Source organism: Cytobacillus firmus (assembly GCF_023715565.1).
GTDB classification, from domain to species: domain Bacteria; phylum Bacillota; class Bacilli; order Bacillales; family Cytobacillaceae; genus Cytobacillus; species Cytobacillus firmus_C.
Map to the genome: position 1 here is coordinate 1 of NZ_JAMBOJ010000067.1, position 18,292 is coordinate 18,292.

The window sequence follows — 18,292 nt, forward strand, 5'->3', positions numbered from 1 at the left end:
ATCCGGGTTCTGACTTTAAACTGCGGGTTCCTGCTGTTTGTGTCCGAAGTTGATCCGGGTTCTGACTTTAAACTGGGGGTTCCTGCTGTTTGTGTCCGAAGTTGATCCGGGTTCTGACTTTAAACTGGGGGTTCCTGCTGTTTGTGTCCGAAGTTGATCCGGGTTCTGACTTTAAACTGCGGGTTCCTGCTGTTTGTGTCCGAAGTTGGCCCGGGTTCTGACTTTAAACTGGGGGTTCCTGCTGTTTGTGTCCAAAGTTGATCCGGGTTCTGACTCTAAACCGCGGGTTCCTGCTTTTTGTGTCCGAAGTTGATCCGGGTTCTGACTTTAAACTGCGGGTTCCTGCTGTTTGTGTCCGAAGTTGGCCCGGGTTCTGACTCTAAACTGCGCTTTCCTGCTTTCTATGTCAAAAGTTCTCCGCTAGGGCCTATCCCAACTCTTATAAAGCCTGCACCATTCCCCCATCCACTAAAATCGAGCTCCCGGTCACGTAGCTGCTGGCATCAGATGCAAGGAAGGTGACAACATTCGCAAATTCTTCCGGTGTACCGTAACGGCGAAGCGGAATTTTGCTTTTGGCTCTTTCTGCGACTTCTTCTTTGGTAATGTTCTGCCGGTCTGCATTATGCTGATCCAGATAATCAACGCGGTCAGTCGCAATTCTTCCCGGAGCTACTGTATTAATTAAGATATTATAAGCTGCCAATTCCTCTGAGAGAGTTTTGGTCAGTCCGACAATCCCTAGCCGGAATGTATTTGATAGGAGCAGGCCCGGTATCGGCTGCTTAATGCTAGATGACGCTATATTAATGATTCTACCGCCATTTTTCTTTAATTCACGGAGTGCCTCGCGGATCAGTCTGACATGGCTTAAAAGGTTTAATTGAAAAGCTTTTTCCCAGTCTTCATCTGTTAAAGTTTCAAACGTGCCCCCGGGAGGCCCTCCTGCATTATTGATTAATATATCTATTCCCCCGAGGGTTTCAGCGGTATGCTGAATCAGGTTTTTTATATCCTCAGGGTTCGTAACATCTGCGCGGTAGTACACAACATCGGCATTAAATTGTTCACGGAATTCTCTTTGAACGCTCTTTAGTTTTGCTTCGTCCCTGCTTGTTATCATTACCCTGGTTCCTTCTTTTGCGAGCTGTGCGGCGATGGCTTTTCCTAGGCCCTGGCTTGAAGCCACGACAAGTGCTTTTTTATTTTTCAGCTTTAAATCCATGTTCGTTTCCTCCTATTGTTTTACGCAAAGTGCCATCCATTCATCCACTTTAAAGGATCGCACCTTGCCTTCATGAAGTTCAATTTGGAAATAATCACAAGCAGCCTGATCAGCCTGCAGTATGTACTCTTCGACTGACTTGATCTGTTCTTCACTTTCAGCCGTCCTCCTCACCCAGGACGGGAATTCAAAGGTTTTCTTCCTGCTTTTCATGGTTGTTTCAGTTAGTCTCGAAGCAGTAAACAGCTTTCTCCATTCTGTGGTAGACAAACACCGGAAATGGCTATCATCCCGCAATTTTTCAACAGTATTCATATAATCTGCCAGCTCTTTTTCATCGGGTGATACATTGTCAACTAACAGAAAACGGCCTCCTGTTTTTAAAACTCTGCCTGCTTCGGCAATGAACTTTTCCGGATGGGGAAAATGGTGGGGCGCAATCCGGCATGTGACAGCATCGAAGGTCTCATCCAAAAATGGCAGAGCTTCTGCATCTGCAACGATATACCAGATATTCTTATAGTTTTCCAGATGGCGTGCGGTATTGGCGAGCATTTCTTTTGTCAAATCAGCTGCGAAGACCTGGGAAACATGGGGTGACAGACTTTTGGCCACATGCCCGCCTCCTGTCGCGATATCGAGCACCACCCAGTCCTTATGCGGATCCAGGGTTTGCATGAGTAGACCTAATTCAGCAGCATCTCCATGAATTTTGCTTGTAACATATTTTTCTGCATTTTTACCGAATGTAGTTTGCACCTTTCTCTTTATCTCTTCTTTTTCCAATTGAATTCACCACCAATATTATTAATGTTCTATACATATCCCTTTAATCCTGTCAGTTTAATAGAAAAAAAGCCTGCCACTTTAAATGGCAGACTTCCCTATTATCTTAAGGCACAAGAATCAGCTTTCCTTTTGTTTCCCTCGACTGTATTCGTTTATGAACTTTTGCAGCGTCCTCAAGAGGATGGACCTCGCCAATTGTCAGCTTCAGCTTTCCTTGGGCTGTGTAGGTTAATAATTCCTTCATGCTCGGCTGCAGCAATTCCGGTTTCCTCATAATCTGCGGCAGGAAAAATCCGATGACCGATTGATTCCGCCCCATTAAGGAAGATGGGTACAATCGGCTCTGCTCCCCGCTTGCCACTCCATAAATAACAAGGCGGCCAAATGTGGCAAGGCATTTCAGGGTATTATTAAAAATTTCACCGCCTGCCATTTCGAGTGCCACGTTTACTCCTTTTCCGCCTGTAGCATCGAGCACTTCCTTTTCCCAGCCTTCTTTTGTGTAGTTGACAAGGACATCTGCCCCCATTTCTTTTGCAAGCTGCAATTTTTCATCTGTGCTTGCTGTAGCAATAACCGTTCCGGCGCCGAATAATTTCGCGAGCTGAACGGCAAGTGTTCCTACTCCTCCTGCGGCTGCATGGACAAGCACGCTTTCTCCCGCTTCAAGCCGGCCCATTGTTTTCAAAATATGATAGGCGCTCAGTCCTTGAAGGGGGAGTGCCGCAGCAAGCTTGAAATCAAGTCCTTCCGGCAGGGGAATCAGACCTCTTTCATCAGCCGTGACATACTCCGAATAACCCCCAGATTCAATTAAGGTCACCACTCTGGTGCCAACCGGAATGCTCGCCTCTTCACCTGCTGCCGCAACAACACCCGCGACCTCTGCACCCGGAATAAACGGCAGAGGTGTCGGTACCACATATTGCCCTTCCCTTCTTGCAGTATCGGCATAGTTCACACCTATGGCATGCACCTCGAGTAATACTTCCCTTCCAGTCGGCTTCGGCCGATCTAGTTCGATTAAGTTAAGGACTTCAGGTCCCCCATATTCTTTGAATTGAATAGCTTTCATTTTTATACACTCCTTATTCTAGCAGCAATATTCGCCTTTATTATTAATGAGTTCTGCAATTCGCCTGTTCCTTGCACTTTCTTTCCCAAAGCTGCTGAACCTGCTGCATTCCCGGATCACCAATTCGGTCAGCACTTCATTCTTCTCATATGCAGCCAATTCTTTCACCAGCTGGCGGGATAGCCTTTCAGCTTCCCAAATGGCGCCTTCGAGAAAAGTCCTTGTCAGCCCAATTTTCAATTCTTCCTTTTCTTCTCCATTTCTCAGAATGGCTTTGTATGTCCGATATACAGCAGATTCAGCTGCATACAGACTAATGGCAAGATTAGCAAGCTTCATTAAGGCTTCCTGTTCATGAACAAGGGTGCTGCCAAATTCTTCGTAAGCAAGTCCGGTATTCATAAGGAACAGGTTTCTGATTGTATCAACCGCTGCTTTCTCTTTCTCGAAAATCGCCGAGCCGATTGGTTTCGGATTTTTGAGCTGAACAAATGCTTCCTCTACTCGCGCGGCTAAATTGAATTCACCCTTCAGCACTTTTCGGAAAAGGTGTGTAGGAATGAGCAGTCTATTAATCTCATTAGTTCCCTCAAAAATACGGTTAATGCGGGAATCGCGATACATCTGCTCCACGCCGTATTCCTTGATAAATCCCGCTCCACCATGTAGCTGCAAGGCTTCATCTGCCGTATAATCCAGTGTTTCAGAGCCAAACACCTTACAGATTGCACATTCAGTGGCATATTCGCTCATTCTTTTTCCAATAAGCTTTAAATCAGATGAGTCGTATAAGTCTCCCAGTGATTCTTCCAGCAGGCTAGCAGTCCGGTACTGCAACGATTCTGCTGCGTAAATTCTAGCTGCCATCTTCGCTGTTTTTTCCTTTGTTGCAGGGAAATATGCGATTGATTTTCCAAATTGCATCCTTTCTCCTGTGAACTGGACGGCTTTTTTCAATCCGGATTTTGCTGCGCCCATGCATGCTGACCCTAAATTAAAGCGTCCCAGATTTAAGACATTCAATGCAATGATATGGCCTTTACCCACTTCCCCAAGCAAGTTTTCCGCAGGTACAGGACAATTTTCAAAAATGACCGACCGCGTTGAAGACCCTTTGATTCCCATCTTATTTTCTTCCGGCCCAAGGGATAGACCCGGTGTGTCCCGTTCAACGATAAAGGCGGTAAAATGCTGGCCATCCACCTTAGCATAAACAATGAATGTATCAGAAAATGCCGCATTCGTTATATAAATTTTGGTGCCATTCAATATATAATGGGTTCCTTCTTCATTCAAAACAGCCGTAGTCTGAGAGGATAGGGCATCAGATCCTGCGTTTGGTTCTGTCAGGCAGTAGGCGCCAATATACTCCCCTGCTGCAAGCTTCGGCAAATATTTTTCTTTTTGCTCAGGCGTTCCAAAGTAAGTGATCGGCAGGGTTGCAATGCAGGTATGGTTGGAGTGGGCTACTCCATATCCTCCTGACGAGGCAATATTTTCACCGACAATCCCCTTGCTGATTTTATCAAGGCCCAGGCCGCCGTATTGCTCGGGAATGCTGTGTGCAAGCAGGCCCAGACTGCCTGCTTGCTTGAGTAAATCCGTAACAAGTTCGAAATTCTGGTTTTCAATCTCGTCCTTTACAGGATGAACCATTTTTTCAGTAAATTGTTTAGCTGTTTTTCCGATTAAAACATGCTCATCTGTGAAGTCCTCAGGTGTGAAAAGTGTGACAGGTTTCAGCTTTGTGAACAAAAAGCCTGCACCAGTATTGGCTGTATTTACTTTTTCCATTTGCGGATTCACTCTCCTTCTTAAATATTCTCATCTGCTGCCTGAACGGCATGCTGCAGGAGGACACTCACAAAATGATTGAACTGCGAGAAACGCGGATCAGAGGTCTGTCCTTTTCGGTAGCGGTAATAGATTTGCTGGCAAATGACAGCCAGCTTGAAGTTAGCAAATGTTAAATAAAAATTAATGCTGCTAAGATCACGCCCGGTTGTATTAGCATAAGCCTCCATAAATTCTCTGCGGGAGTAAAATCCCTTTAAAATAGTTACCGGCGGTTTTCCTAAACCAAACTTGAGCATTTCGGGATCGTCTTCCTGAATCCAATAGCTCATCGCAGCGCCAAGGTCTGCCAGCGGATCACCCACTGTGGCCATTTCCCTATCGAACAGGCCCGTCATTTCTGTTAAATCCTTATTAAACATCGCATTGTTCAATTTGTAATCATAATGGATGACGGTTGGCTCAGGGCTTGCCGGAATATAGCGAATCAGCCAGTTTTTCAGCTGTTCTGCATCATTAATATCATCCGTCATTGCACGCTCAAAACGACTTATCCAGCCGTTCACCTGTCTTTCCATAAAGCCATTGGGATTGCTGATAGCCGCTAAACCAGTCTCTTTATAGTCAATAGAATGAAGTTCAGCCAGCTTATCTGCCATAAGCTGAGAGAGCCTTTTACAAACCTCCTCATCAGGTTCCATATCTTCAGGGAAGGAGGTATCAATAACAACTCCATGCCGCCTTTCCATTATGAAAAACGGTGCTCCGATAATGTCTTTTTGATTTGTGAACAGCAGGGGCTTTGGAGCCTCTCTGAAAAAAGGATGAATCTCTGAAATCACTTTGAACTCCCTCTCCATGTCATGAGCTTTCGGTGCGACAGGCCCAAGCGGCGGGCGGCGGAGCACGGCAACCCACTCTCCTATTTTCAGCTGATACGTCAGATTGGAGTGACCGGCATGGAACTGCAAGATATCGAGCGGCTCATTAGGAAGATTACCGATTTCGCTGCGCAGGAATTTATCCAATTCTGCTGTATTCAATTGTTCTCCTTTTCTGACAGGAATGGAATCCTTGCTCATTTGCTTATACATGTGACCCTCCTTTTTTATGGGGAAATTCCAATTTTTTATATTAGGTTTTGCTTTAGACCTTCACGAAGAAGATCAGGTATTACAGCGCTTTTCTGTTCTGCGAAATCAAAATAGACAATAATGGCGTTCCCTTTGGCAATGAGATTGCCAGTCTGGGTGCAGACAATTTCATGATCGAGCTGAAAGCTTTTGCTGCCAATCCTTGATACCCAGGTTTTCACTGAAAGGATTTGGTTAAAATATCCCTGGCTTAAAAAGTCGCACTTAGTGGAGGCCAGTATAAAGCTCCATTTTTTCACATCCATGTTATAGCCAAGTGTCTCGAAATATTTCACCCGTGCTTCTTCAAGGTAGATAAAATAACTGGTATTGTTGATATGGCCAAGTGCGTCTGTCTCACAAAACCTGACAGTTACTTGCATTTCATGCATAATTCCACCCCTTAACTCTTCACCTTATTGGGATAATATTCATACCAGCCCTTGCCTGTTTTTCTGCCTAATTCTCCCTTGGCCACTTTTTCGGCCACACAGTCGAACGGCTTATCATCAGGATCTCCGGTCTCTCGATAGCGCTGATCCATTACATAATAGGCTACATCCAGTCCGGATAAGTCCATAAGCTCAAATGGGCCGATTGGGTGGTTTAAGGCTTTCCGGCAAATGATATCGATATCTTTATAGTCTGCGATACCCTGCTCATACAGAGCCACTGCTTCTTTTTGAAGCGCACCAAGAACGCGGTTTGCGACAAAGCCGGAAATTTCTTTTTTGATCAGGACGGCTGTTCTATTAATCTTTTTACATACATCCATCGCCATTTGTGCCGTTTCTTCTGAGGTCTGTTCACTCATCACGACTTCTACACAATCCATTACCAATGGCGGGAAGAAGAAATGCATATTTACAACCTTATCAGGACGCTTCGTCTCACCAGCTATTAAACTATTGACAATGGTTGAACTATTGGTCGCAAAAATGGCATGTGGAGGAGCATGCTGCTCTAATTTCCTGAAAACCTCTTTCTTTATATCAAGCTTTTCCGTTACGGCTTCTATAATTAAATCGGAGTTTGCTGCACTTTCCTCAAGGCTCGTGGAAAAGTGCAGCCTATTAAAAGCAGCGGCTTTCGCATCGTCAGCAAGTTTGCCCTTAATAACCCATTTCGACATAACCGTCTGGAGCTTTGCTTCTGCATCGTGCAATGCGGATTCGTTTAAATCCTGAATAATAGTCTCATAGCCTCCGAGTGCACAGAGCATCCCGATCTGGTGGCCCATCTGCCCTGCACCGATAACGGTAATTTGCTTAATATCATTTGCATTCATATTAACTCCTCCTTATACTGACCAGTTGGTATGTTAATTGTAAGAAGAGGTAGACTAATCCCCTTTTATTGTGGTTTTTTCATAGGACATTTATTTTTAAAATTCAGCCCGTTGATTTCCGCTCCAGGCGCGCAGCGAACCCGCGGGGAGGAATGCGTGCCTCCCCGCGGGTTCGCCTGCGGGGTCTCACACTTCCCTCTCCTCCAGCAGGACATTGAATATGCTTCCTCGAATGAACACCGCACGAAGAAAATGCGTCAGAATTTTCGAGGATCAAGCGCCCACAGCGAAGATCAACTCAGCAAATTAAACTAGGTTATGAAAGCAATAAACTTTACGAAAGTCTCTTTTCGTATAAATTGTTGTTTTTCGCTTATCAATGTTGTCCATTGATTGCAGTGAGAGAATGCTCAGCGAACCACGTGGCGGGCGGTGAGCATCCTCGACGCTGCGCGTCTGTGGGGTCTCACCTGTCCCGCTACTCCCGTAGGACATTGAATAGGCTACCTTGAGTAAACACCGCACGAAGAGAATGCGCATGCATTTTCGAGGATCTCGCACCTTCCACTACAATCAACTCCGTAAATATAATATAAATAGCAACAAACTTTGCGAAAACAGCCTTCCGAAAATAGCCTATTGTATAAGAAATCCGAGTCCAATCTAAATCTCTATCCCCTTTAAAATCATATCTGTAAATATCCCAGCCACTTCCTTATCTGATATGCTTCCCTCCGGATTGAACCATTGGTAGCTCCAATTGGTGATGCCTAAGATGCCAAAGGCGATAATCGGAGAGTTGAGGTTTGCACGGAATTCTCCGTTTTGCTTGCCTTCTTCAATTAATTTTTCAATGTTCAGCCTGAATTGGTCTCTTTTTGGAATGATTTCAGATAGGCTTTCTTCGCTGAGGTTTCGCATTTCTCTAAAGAATACTTTTGCGCTGGCTCCCTGGGTTTTTATATTGCCCAGCAGCATCTGCACAATCGCCAGGAGTTTGTCTTTGCTGGATGCTGACTCATCCCCAAGGATTTTGTGCTGATTGGCGAGCATGTCATCTATATAGCGAATATGGATGTCCATAAGAAGTTCTTCTTTGCTGGAAAAATAGTAATAAAATGTTCCTTTCGTTACACCGAGGCTGTCGACAATATCCTGAATCGATGTCTCGCTGAATCCCTTCTGATCAAATAACTGGATGCTCTTTTCTGTAATCTTTTCTTTCAATGTCAGACCCCGCTTCTCTGTTAGAAAATCTTGTCAGCATTATACCATATAACTATTTATTCAGGACTTCATCCCTCAATGCTCTCCGCAGAATTTTCCCCACATTGGTTTTTGGAAGTTCAGGGCGGAATTCCACTACGGATGGGATTTTATAGGCTGCCAGGTTCTGCCTGGAGTATGAAATGATTTCATCTTCCGAAGCAGTTTGATCGGCTTTCAGCACGACAAAAGCTTTTACTGTTTCACCCCGGTAAGCATCCGGGATGCCAATAACTACGGCCTCCTGGACTGCCGGATGCTCATAGAGCACCTCCTCGATATCGCGCGGATAGATATTATAGCCTCCTGCAATGATCAGATCCTTTTTGCGGTCGACGATATATAAAAACCCATCTTCATCCATTTTGGCAATATCACCGGTGTAGAGCCATCCATCCCGTAAGGTGACAGCTGACTCCTCAGGCATATTCCAATAGCCTTTCATAATTTGCGGACCCTTAATAATCACCTCACCCAGTTCTCCAATCGGGACCTCATCAGTTCCCGTGGCCAGATCGACTACTTTATAATCGGTTGAAGGAAAGCCGATTCCGACGCTACCTGGCTTTCTTTCTGAAAAGGGCGGATTGCAGTGTGTAACTGGTGAAGCCTCCGATAAACCATAGCCTTCGAGAATTTTGGCTCCCGTCTTTTTTTCAAAATCGCGCAGTAGTTCAACCGGCATGGGCGCACTGCCGCTATTGCAGGTTTCAATGCTGTCAATACCAAATTCCTCTGCACGGGGATGATTCGTAATGGCCACATACATGGTCGGGACACCCGGAAAGACAGAAGGCTGCTCATTTTTGATCGTATTCAGCACTTCCTCCAATTCAAAGCGGGGCAGCAGAATCGATTCATTCGCTGTATAAATCGCAATGTTCATGCAGGCTGTCATGCCGAATACGTGGAACAACGGTATGACGGTTAAAAACTTCTCACCGCCTATTTCCGTCCTTTCTTTAAAAAATTCATAAGATTGGACTACATTCGCAAGAATATTGAAATGTGTCAGCATGGCTCCTTTCGATCGGCCGGTTGTACCCCCTGTATATTGAAGGACTGCTATATCCTGCTGGGGCTCTATGCTGACCGGAGTGAATTGTCCATTGCCTTCCTGTAAGAAGTCTTGAAATGATTTGTTCGGTGAAAAATCGCATTCTGTCGGCTGCAGACTGACTACAATGATTTTTCTAACCATTGTTCTGCCTTGAACCGCCTTAACTCGCGGATATAGGGCATCAAACACGACAAGGGTTTCGGCCCCTGAGTCATTCATAATATGCTCAAGCTCCCGTTCAACAAGCATCGGGTTCACTTGAGTAACAATCGCACCTGCCGCAAGGGTTCCATAATATGCGATTACATATTGAGGACAATTGGGCAGCATAATGGCCACGCGGTCGCCTTTTTGAACGCCATTCTTCTGCAGGGATGCAGCAAATCCATAGACGGTTTTTTGCAGTTCTGCGTAATTCATCTTTTGGCCATAAAAAGATAGAGCATTATTTTGCGGATACATCGCTGTCACTTCCTGAAGCATCTCAGGCATTGATTTAACCGGAATGGTTACATCGGCTGCAATTGATTCCGGATATCGGGAATGCCAGGTTTTCTTCTCGCTCAACATAATCCCCTCCCAAATTTGCTCATTTTACATGGCATGTGTGCCGCCATCCACAATTAATACATGTCCCGTTACATAATTGGATGCATTGGATGCCAGGAATAGTGCGGCCCCTTTCAGATCATCCTCAGAACCGAAGCGTCTAAGCGGTGTTGCTGCAAGGATCGGATCTCTACCCTTCTCCATAATGGCAGAAGCCATTTTAGTAGGAAAAAAGCCAGGCGCAATGGCGTTTACATTGATGCCATATCTGCCCCATTTTACAGCCAGATCTTTTGTCATCGTGATGACAGCCCCTTTGCTGGTGTTATAGCCGATTGTGTCCATCACCCGGGGGTCGGTGCCTCCAAGTCCGGCAACAGAGGCAATATTTATGATTTTTCCTGAGCCTTGTCTGATCATAACCTTGCCTGCAGCCTGGCTCATTAGAAACGTCCCTGTCACGTTTACATTGATGACCTTTTGCCAGGCTTCAAGCGGCATTTCCTCTGCTGGAGCTCCCCAGGTCGCCCCGCTGTTGTTAACCAAAATATCTATACTTCCGAATTCCCTAACCGTTTCTTCGACCGCTTTTAGGACATCTTCCTGTTTGCTGATATCGCAGGGAAGAGCTAATGTTTTTACCCCAAGGGTTGCAAGGCGGCTAGCCGTTTCCTGACAGGTCTCCACTTTTCTGGAACAAAGCACGATATTAGCCCCTGCTTCTGCAAATCCTTCGGCAATCTGGGCACCCAGCCCCCGCCCTCCTCCAGTAATCAAGGCAGTCTTTCCGGTAAGGTCAAAGAGTTCCAATACCTTCATGATTTTTCAGCTCCTATTGGTATTTTTTCAATTCCAGCTTTGCAATCTGTGCCCGGTGAACTTCATCTGGCCCGTCTGCCAACCTCAGCGTTCTGGCATTTGCCCATAGTGCGGCAAGCGGTACATCCTCTGAGACTCCTGCAGCTCCAAAAGCCTGGATTGCCCGGTCAATCACCTTTAGTGCCATGGATGGGGCTACAACTTTGATCATAGCAATCTCGGTTTTCGCCATTTTATTTCCGGCTGTATCCATCATATGTGCCGCTTTAAGCGTTAAAAGCCTTGCCTGCTCAATCTCAATTCGCGAATCCGCAATCCATTCCTGTATAACACCCTGAGCGGAAAGTGTTTTTCCAAAGGCAACCCGATTTTGTACACGCTTACATAATTCCTCAAGAGCACGCTCTGCTGCCCCGATCAGCCTCATGCAATGATGGATCCTTCCCGGTCCTAGCCTCCCCTGCGCAATGGCAAACCCTTTCCCTTCAGCCCAAATGATGTTTTCAGCAGGAACTCTGACATTGTCGTATGTAATTTCCGCATGGCCATGGGGAGCGTGATCATATCCGAACACCGGAAGCATCCTCTCAATTTTTACCCCCGGCGTATCCAGTGGAACGAGGATCATCGATTGCTGCTCATAGCGCGCGGCAGCTGGATCGGTTTTTCCCATAACGATCGCAATCCTGCATCGCGGATCGCCTGCGCCGGAGGACCACCATTTCCGACCATTAATGACATATTCCCCGCCCTGCTTTTCAATCCGCGATTCGATATTGGTGGCATCAGAAGAGGCTGCATCCGGCTCTGTCATCGAAAAGCAGGAACGGATTTCTCCTTCTAAAAGCGGCTTTAACCACTCATTTTTCTGCCGTTCTGTGCCGTATCTTGCAAGCACTTCCATGTTGCCGGTATCAGGTGCATTGCAATTGAAGATTTCCGGAGCGATCATGGAACGCCCCATAATCTCGCAAAGCGGCGCATACTCTACATTCGTGAGGCCAGCACCGTAGTCGCTTTCCGGTAAAAAAAGATTCCACAATCCTGCTTCTTTTGCTTTGTTTTTCAAACCTTCCATAATCGGAGGGATTGCACTCCAGCGGGTTTCCTGGGCATTCAATTGCTGTTCATATAGTGCTTCATTTGAATAAACGTTTTCTTCCATAAATCCATTTAATTTTTCTATGAGCTCCTGAACTTTTGGTGAGTATGAGAAATCCAAATACCTGTCCTCCTTCACTTACTGACCGGTCGGTATGTTACAATTTTAGTATAAACAATCATGAGAATTTATCAACTTATTTTCAGAAAATTTATAAATTTTATCTTTTACTCCCCCATCTAAAGCACTGTTTTTAGGAAAACGCAGATAAGTAATTTTTGCTATTAACTTATTATTCTATTTCGCTCTTCGAATTATTTTAGCACTAATCACCTATACTTACTTTTTTAAAATAAATATAATTTTAAACTCCTCATTTTATACTATTCTAAATTTTTTGACACTTAAAACTCTATTAATCTATTATAGGTTTTAAATTAGAAGAGGAGGAAAACTAAATCGATGAAAAAACTAGTAAAGAAACGCACAATCCCGGTCATTCTGTCTGCTGCCTTACTGGCTGCACCTGCCGTCCAGGCTGATACTCCCTACTACGGGAAAACATACAGCCAGCCTGAACAGGTCAGACACCTATTCCCTGCACTTGAAGTAAAGGATAATACCCCTGCCTTTGCCAGAGAAGGCGAAGCATTTACTTCCCAGGAAGAAATGATGACATACATAAAACAGCTTGAAGCGAAAAGCCCTTTCCTCACTGTTAAAACAATTGGAACATCTCAGGAAGGCCGCGACATACCAGCCCTTTATTTCACAAAGGATAAAAGAATCAAACCTGGCTATTTATCCAAAAAGCCGATTGTATGGGTGCAAAGCCAGATTCATGGCAACGAGCCAGCCAGCGGTGAATCCATCCTTGCACTGGCAAATAGACTTACAGGTGATTTAGGTAAAGAGATTCTGGACGATATCAATGTGATTGTCATTCCAAGGGTGAATCCTGATGGTTCTTTTGATTTTAAAAGACAGCTTGCCAACGGACTTGATGGTAACCGTGATCATATAAAGCTTGAATCCCCGGAGGTTCTGGCCATACATGATGAATTCAATAAATACTCACCTGAAGTCGTGATTGATGCTCATGAGTACTCTGTGTACAGCAGCGCTTTCGACCAGGTAGGCGAACAGGGTGCATTGAAGTATCACGATATTTTGATCCAGTCTGGCCGAAACCTCAATATCCCTGAAAAAATCCGCCAAACATCTGACAGTTTATTCGTCGAACCTGCTATGGAAGAGCTTGAAAGTAAAGGCATCACTGCGGAAATCTATTATACAGCCGGACTGGATGACCAGGGGGAAATTGAGATTATTGAAGGCTCCACCGAACCAAGGATTGGCCGCAATGCATTCGGGCTTCAGCCTGCATTTTCTTTCCTCGTGGAAAGCAGAGGCATCGGCATTGGCCGAGAAGACTTCGAGCGCAGAGTGAACGCCCAAATTGCTACCCATGAGAGCATTCTGAAGCAGACAGCCAGCCATGCAAGTCATATCAAAAATCTGGTTACATTTGAAAGACTGAACCTGATTAAAAAAGGTTTGCTGCCAAATGACAATGATCCGATCATCATTGATAGTGAAAACAAAGAATTGGAGAATAAAACCCTTGAAATGGTAGACATTGCAACCGGCACCGTTCAGGATATCCCGGTTAACTACTTAAGTGCTTCCGATGCAGAGCCAACATTGGTGAGGGATAGACCAACTGCTTATTTAATAAAGCCGGGTCATGAGGACATCACAGAAAAATTAAAAGCTCAAGGTTTACAGGGCTTTAAGCTTCCGAAAAATGTCAAGCTTCCTGCTGAAGCCTTTACAGTAACTTCTAAGGAAGGTGCAGGGAAATATGAAAGCAGAGAGCTTGTAGAAGTTGAAACCGAGCTGACGAAGAAGGACATCACATTCCCGAAAGGCAGCTATGTATTTTTAACAGCTCAGCCTCAAACCAATCTGCTTTCCCTCTCGCTCGAGCCTGAATCCGTAGACAGTTACACGACATTCGGCTATATCCCTTCCGAAGTCGGGCAGGAATTGCCGGTTTACCGATTTACGATTGATCCAAAGAAATCTAACATGAAACCTTTTTTGAAATAACGCAATCTAAATAGAATCGGTATGCTTTTTTTCTTGTTCTAATTGCATTTTAGTCTATATGCTACATGATACAAACAATATAGAGTGAATGATGAAAATTATCGATATGCTTTTAGATATTGCTGATAGGGTATTTGATTTGAAGGATATAATCAGTCTTTGTTACAAAAAATTGCAAAATAAAGGATGTTTGGTTTTAAAGTAGAATATCTTATAGTATTCAAATAAAATGTTTGGAGGTCATTTTTTTGTTACTTTTCTATTGATATATCATCTGCCTAATAACAAAAAAGTAAATTAGGAGTTGATATATGATGATATACAAACATTGTCTCAATGACATTTCCTCTGATATGTTAAAAGGTTTTTTTGTCGATTGGCCCAATTCTCCAAATCCACAAACTCACTTAAAAATGTTAAAAAACAGCAGTAAAGTTGTCATCGCGTTAGATGAAAATACTAATCAAGTAGTTGGATTTATTACGGCCATCAGCGATGGAGTTCTATCTGCTTACATTCCGTTCCTTGAAGTTTTGCCTGAGTATAAAAATAAAGGCATTGGCAAAAAGTTAGTAAAGCTAATGTTAGAAGAGCTTGATGATATCTATATGGTTGATTTGTGTTGTGATGACGAGTTAGTTCCTTATTATGAGAAGTTTGGAATGATTAAATCTAACGGAATGCTCGTAAGAAATTACAAAATGCAGGCGGGTATTCCAGACAAATAAAATAAGAAAAAACGCTTGGAGATTATCCAAGCGTTTTTGTGTGCAACTTTTGTCCGGCTTTGTACTCAAGATGCCCCTTTAACCAATTTGCGTTCATTTTCTTTAATTAACCCTGCACCCATCAGGCCCATCAGTGAAAAGACAACCGGAATAATAAATCCATATTGGTAGCCTGCTTCAAAGGTATCCAGTACTTTTCCGAAAATAAATGGCAACAGTACGGCGCTCAGGAAACCGCCGGTATTGGCAAAACCAGAAACGACACCAACGTCCCGAATGTCAAAGGATTTTCTGACCATCGCAAATGTCAGCGTACTTGCTCCATTTCCATACCCCATGATCAGGAAAAGCACAATCAGGAGCGGATATGGCGGTTTGCCCTGAAATACAAGAAAAGCTGCCCATCCAAGTACGGCAATCGTGTGGGCAAAGAGATATGGGCGTTTGATGCTGCCCATACGGCCAGATATAAAGCTCATTAATGGAGCACCAATAATGGCACCAAACAATCCGATCATTACAAGCTGGCTGGAATCGGAACGGCTCAGCCCATACATGTCCATGCCATACGGAACAGCCCACGAGCCGATGAATCCGACATACGTGCCGACCAGGCCAAAATGACAGAAGAATGTGGCCCAAGCCTGGCGGTCAGAAAAAATTCTCTTTAATATGCTAGCTGTTTTTTCTTTTGGCTCTTTCTTATCTTTCTTTTTTTTAGGCTCCATGCCCATACGAGATGGCTGCCAGATTAAGATGATATATAGCAACCCGGAAAGGATGGTCAAAATAATGCCGACTGCCAAAAACGGTATGCGCCAGCCCCATATGGAAATCCAAATGGAAAATGGGACTGTCGCGAGCAAAAATCCAAAGCTTCCGGACATGCCCGCAAAGCCAAGCAACTTTACAAATTCATTTACCTTAAACCAAGTACCCAAAATGATGACGACATTTATCCAAATCGTCGCATCCCCTATTCCAACCAGCATCCTTGATGCGAAAAGAATGTATTCATTCGCAGCAAAGCTGAATAATAACGTCCCTATTCCGTTCAGAAGAGTTCCGGCGATTAGAAATACATTAGGGCCGAAACGGTCGGATAAAATTCCAATTGGAACCTGAAGACTGGCATAGGCAAAAAATTGGATGCTTGTCAGAAGCCCAATGGCCGCAGCTGTCACGCCGAATTCCTTCATTAATTGATCTGTAATCAAACCAGGGGCTGTTCTTTGGCTGACGATCAAAAAGTAAGTAAATAAAACCGCGCCAAAGACGAGCCACCTGTATTTGCTGTTATGTTTCTCCACTGCTCTCTGCTCCTACTTTTTTAATGAATGCCCTCCATTATACCGTAAAAAAAGGCAGCTGTCCTCCACCGTGTTAAAGCAGTGGACTGACAGATGCCTTTAGCCAGGTTATTCTTTTACAAAATCCTTCGTGCTTCTTACTGTATCGATCGGGCGGACATAGCTTTCGATCTTGTCTCTTTTCGATTCAAGGAAAGGCGGCAGTGACAGCTTTTCCCCAAGTGTTTCATAAGGCTCATCACCCATGAAGCCAGGACCATCTGTTGCAAATTCAAATAAAATCTGCGGTGCAACCCGTGAATATAAGGAACCGAAGAAGAAGCGGTCGACAAACCCTGAAGTCTGGAAACCAAAACCTTTCAAATGCTGATCCCATTCCTCTAAAACCGATTTATCTTCGACGCGGAATGCCGCATGGTGGACGGTTCCGTAACCCTGACGCGCCTGAGGAAGAGATGGATTAAACTCCACAACAACCTGTGCACCATTCCCACCTTCACCCACTTCGAATAAGTGGAAATCTCCTTCTTGAGCAATTTCCTTAAAGCGAAGTACTTTTTCCATCATTTCTTTGAAGTAATCAAATTGAGCAACCCTTACAAAAAGCGGTCCCAGACCGGTGATGGCATACTCCAGAGGGATTGGCCCCTTCTGCCATGGTGTTCCTGATGGTACTCCTTTATTGCCTTCATCCGAAATTAATTGATATTTTTGATCATCGAAATCAGTGAATGACAGAGTTTTCTTGCCGAACTGCTCTTGAATGCCGGAATGAGGAACATCTAAGCGGTCAAAGCGCTTTACCCAGTATTCAAGCGCTTCATCTGTCGGAACTCGAAATGACGTTTTCGAGATTTCATCTGTACCGTGAGAGCCCTTCGGAATACCGGGAAAATCAAAAAATGTCATATCCGTTCCCGGACTTCCTGTATCATCTGCAAAAAATAAGTGATAGGTTTGAATATCATCCTGATTGACGGTCTTCTTCACTAAACGCATGCCTAATATATATGTGAAAAATTCATAATTTTTTTCTGCACTGCTTGTGATCGCTGTAACATGGTGAATGCCCTTTAATTGATTCAAGTGTACTTCCTCCCCTTCGTTATCTATCTTAAAATAAAATATCTTTAATTCGAGATAATTTCACTTTATCACGGCATATTGCTGGTGTCAATAAAACCCGGTGCCTTAGAAAAAGGATTTAATAATGTCTTCCTCATGATTGCATTCCTTGCAGATGTATTCAATTTCCAGTGCATCTTCCCTGGCGATATGATCAGTTTCTTTACCGCAGACTTCGCAATATCTATTTTCTGTAATTTCCTTCATTTTTCACATCTCCTGTTCATGTGCCGTTTATCTTGGTTTAACCAGAATTCTATTTTCTAAACGCAAAAAAACCAGCTCCCATTGGAAACTGGTTTAATTACAGTATGTACAGCCGCCATTGCCGTAAATAATGATAAGAAAGTTTTAAACCACCACTCCTCAAAGTGGGTGTTCGCAGAAACCTTTCTGCCTGTCCTCCTTGTCATATAGACGGAGGCCTGTCATTCCAGTTTCAATGTAAAACTCCCTATTACAGCTTAAAGGTTAAAACTTTATTATGATTACGAACAATGCAGCTTGTATTTATATATTAACGGATTTCCGCGTATTTTTCAATGGGCATGCTCAGGCTTTTTAAAAAGGGATTAAGGGAGCATTGCTGTATATATATTTTAAACGGGGGATGTTAAATGAAAAAAGGCGCTATTATTATGTCCATTATGATGAGTTTATTAGTTTGCGGATGCTCTAAGGATGCCGTACATGAATTTGACCTTAATCAGTTGACTAGAGTTGACATCTTTGAAGAAAATAGAGAGTTTATCATAAGCGAAAAAGAACAATTAGATCATTCAGAAACCTAATCTCAGAAGTTGAATGGGAGTTTGACATAAAGCCCCAGATGGATGCGTTATTACTCCTCAATAGTGACCGTTTCCTCATCGACCCTCCTGTTTTGGGCGTTATTGCTCTTCAATAGTGACCCTTTT

17 protein-coding genes and 1 other RNA gene are annotated in these 18,292 nt (G+C 44.0%); 3 read left to right on the forward strand and 15 right to left on the reverse strand.

Annotated features, from left to right (window positions below; translation table 11 throughout):
• Nucleotides 1–439 precede the first annotated feature (439 nt).
• From M3205_RS21080 to M3205_RS21130, 11 genes are all read right to left on the reverse strand, one after another.
• Nucleotides 440–1,225 (reverse strand): SDR family oxidoreductase, encoded by a 786-nt coding sequence (locus tag M3205_RS21080; RefSeq protein ID WP_251171680.1) that lies wholly within the window; start codon nt 1,223–1,225, stop codon nt 440–442.
• Between the two features lie 12 nt (nt 1,226–1,237).
• Nucleotides 1,238–2,011, reverse strand: coding sequence for a class I SAM-dependent methyltransferase (locus M3205_RS21085; protein WP_251171681.1), 774 nt, complete (start codon nt 2,009–2,011; stop codon nt 1,238–1,240).
• Nucleotides 2,012–2,117: 106 nt separating this feature from the next.
• Entirely contained in the window at nt 2,118–3,089 is a 972-nt protein-coding gene (locus M3205_RS21090; RefSeq protein ID WP_251171682.1) for a quinone oxidoreductase family protein, read from the reverse strand.
• Between the two features lie 18 nt (nt 3,090–3,107).
• Nucleotides 3,108–4,883, reverse strand: coding sequence for an acyl-CoA dehydrogenase family protein (locus M3205_RS21095; protein WP_251171683.1), 1,776 nt, complete (start codon nt 4,881–4,883; stop codon nt 3,108–3,110).
• A 20-nt stretch (nt 4,884–4,903) separates the two neighbouring features.
• On the reverse strand, nt 4,904–5,977 hold the full coding sequence (locus tag M3205_RS21100; protein ID WP_251171684.1) for a phosphotransferase family protein: 1,074 nt from the start codon (nt 5,975–5,977) through the stop codon (nt 4,904–4,906).
• Between the two features lie 35 nt (nt 5,978–6,012).
• On the reverse strand, nt 6,013–6,408 hold the full coding sequence (locus M3205_RS21105; protein WP_251171685.1) for an acyl-CoA thioesterase: 396 nt from the start codon (nt 6,406–6,408) through the stop codon (nt 6,013–6,015).
• Between the two features lie 11 nt (nt 6,409–6,419).
• Complete coding sequence (locus M3205_RS21110) at nt 6,420–7,304, reverse strand: 3-hydroxyacyl-CoA dehydrogenase family protein (protein WP_251171686.1); 885 nt, start codon at nt 7,302–7,304, stop codon at nt 6,420–6,422.
• Between the two features lie 663 nt (nt 7,305–7,967).
• Entirely contained in the window at nt 7,968–8,531 is a 564-nt protein-coding gene (locus tag M3205_RS21115) for a TetR/AcrR family transcriptional regulator (RefSeq protein ID WP_251171687.1), read from the reverse strand.
• Between the two features lie 52 nt (nt 8,532–8,583).
• Nucleotides 8,584–10,197 (reverse strand): long-chain-fatty-acid--CoA ligase, encoded by a 1,614-nt coding sequence (locus tag M3205_RS21120; protein ID WP_251171704.1) that lies wholly within the window; start codon nt 10,195–10,197, stop codon nt 8,584–8,586.
• A 27-nt stretch (nt 10,198–10,224) separates the two neighbouring features.
• On the reverse strand, nt 10,225–10,998 hold the full coding sequence (locus M3205_RS21125) for an SDR family oxidoreductase (protein ID WP_251171688.1): 774 nt from the start codon (nt 10,996–10,998) through the stop codon (nt 10,225–10,227).
• 13 nt (nt 10,999–11,011) lie between these two features.
• Complete coding sequence (locus M3205_RS21130) at nt 11,012–12,220, reverse strand: acyl-CoA dehydrogenase family protein (protein WP_251171689.1); 1,209 nt, start codon at nt 12,218–12,220, stop codon at nt 11,012–11,014.
• 342 nt (nt 12,221–12,562) lie between these two features.
• On the opposite strand from M3205_RS21130, the gene M3205_RS21135 reads away from it, so the two are divergent.
• Together M3205_RS21135 and M3205_RS21140 are read left to right on the forward strand one after the other, a co-directional pair.
• Complete coding sequence (locus M3205_RS21135; protein ID WP_251171690.1) at nt 12,563–14,212, forward strand: M14 family metallopeptidase; 1,650 nt, start codon at nt 12,563–12,565, stop codon at nt 14,210–14,212.
• A gap of 314 nt (nt 14,213–14,526) precedes the next feature.
• Nucleotides 14,527–14,940 (forward strand): GNAT family N-acetyltransferase, encoded by a 414-nt coding sequence (locus tag M3205_RS21140; protein WP_251171705.1) that lies wholly within the window; start codon nt 14,527–14,529, stop codon nt 14,938–14,940.
• Between the two features lie 65 nt (nt 14,941–15,005).
• Here M3205_RS21140 and M3205_RS21145 read toward each other — a convergent pair whose 3' ends face one another.
• From M3205_RS21145 to ssrS, 4 genes are all read right to left on the reverse strand, one after another.
• Entirely contained in the window at nt 15,006–16,250 is a 1,245-nt protein-coding gene (locus M3205_RS21145; protein ID WP_251171691.1) for an MFS transporter, read from the reverse strand.
• Between the two features lie 108 nt (nt 16,251–16,358).
• Complete coding sequence (locus tag M3205_RS21150; RefSeq protein ID WP_251171692.1) at nt 16,359–17,336, reverse strand: ring-cleaving dioxygenase; 978 nt, start codon at nt 17,334–17,336, stop codon at nt 16,359–16,361.
• 105 nt (nt 17,337–17,441) lie between these two features.
• On the reverse strand, nt 17,442–17,582 hold the full coding sequence (locus M3205_RS21155; RefSeq protein WP_251171693.1) for a hypothetical protein: 141 nt from the start codon (nt 17,580–17,582) through the stop codon (nt 17,442–17,444).
• Between the two features lie 105 nt (nt 17,583–17,687).
• Nucleotides 17,688–17,884, reverse strand: a non-coding RNA gene (gene ssrS / locus M3205_RS21160) — 6S RNA.
• A 108-nt stretch (nt 17,885–17,992) separates the two neighbouring features.
• Between ssrS and M3205_RS21165 the strand changes: the two genes are divergently transcribed.
• Nucleotides 17,993–18,166: a hypothetical protein gene (locus M3205_RS21165; RefSeq protein ID WP_251171694.1), complete on the forward strand. Its 174-nt coding sequence runs from the start codon at nt 17,993–17,995 to the stop codon at nt 18,164–18,166.
• The last annotated feature ends 126 nt before the right edge of the window (nt 18,167–18,292 follow it).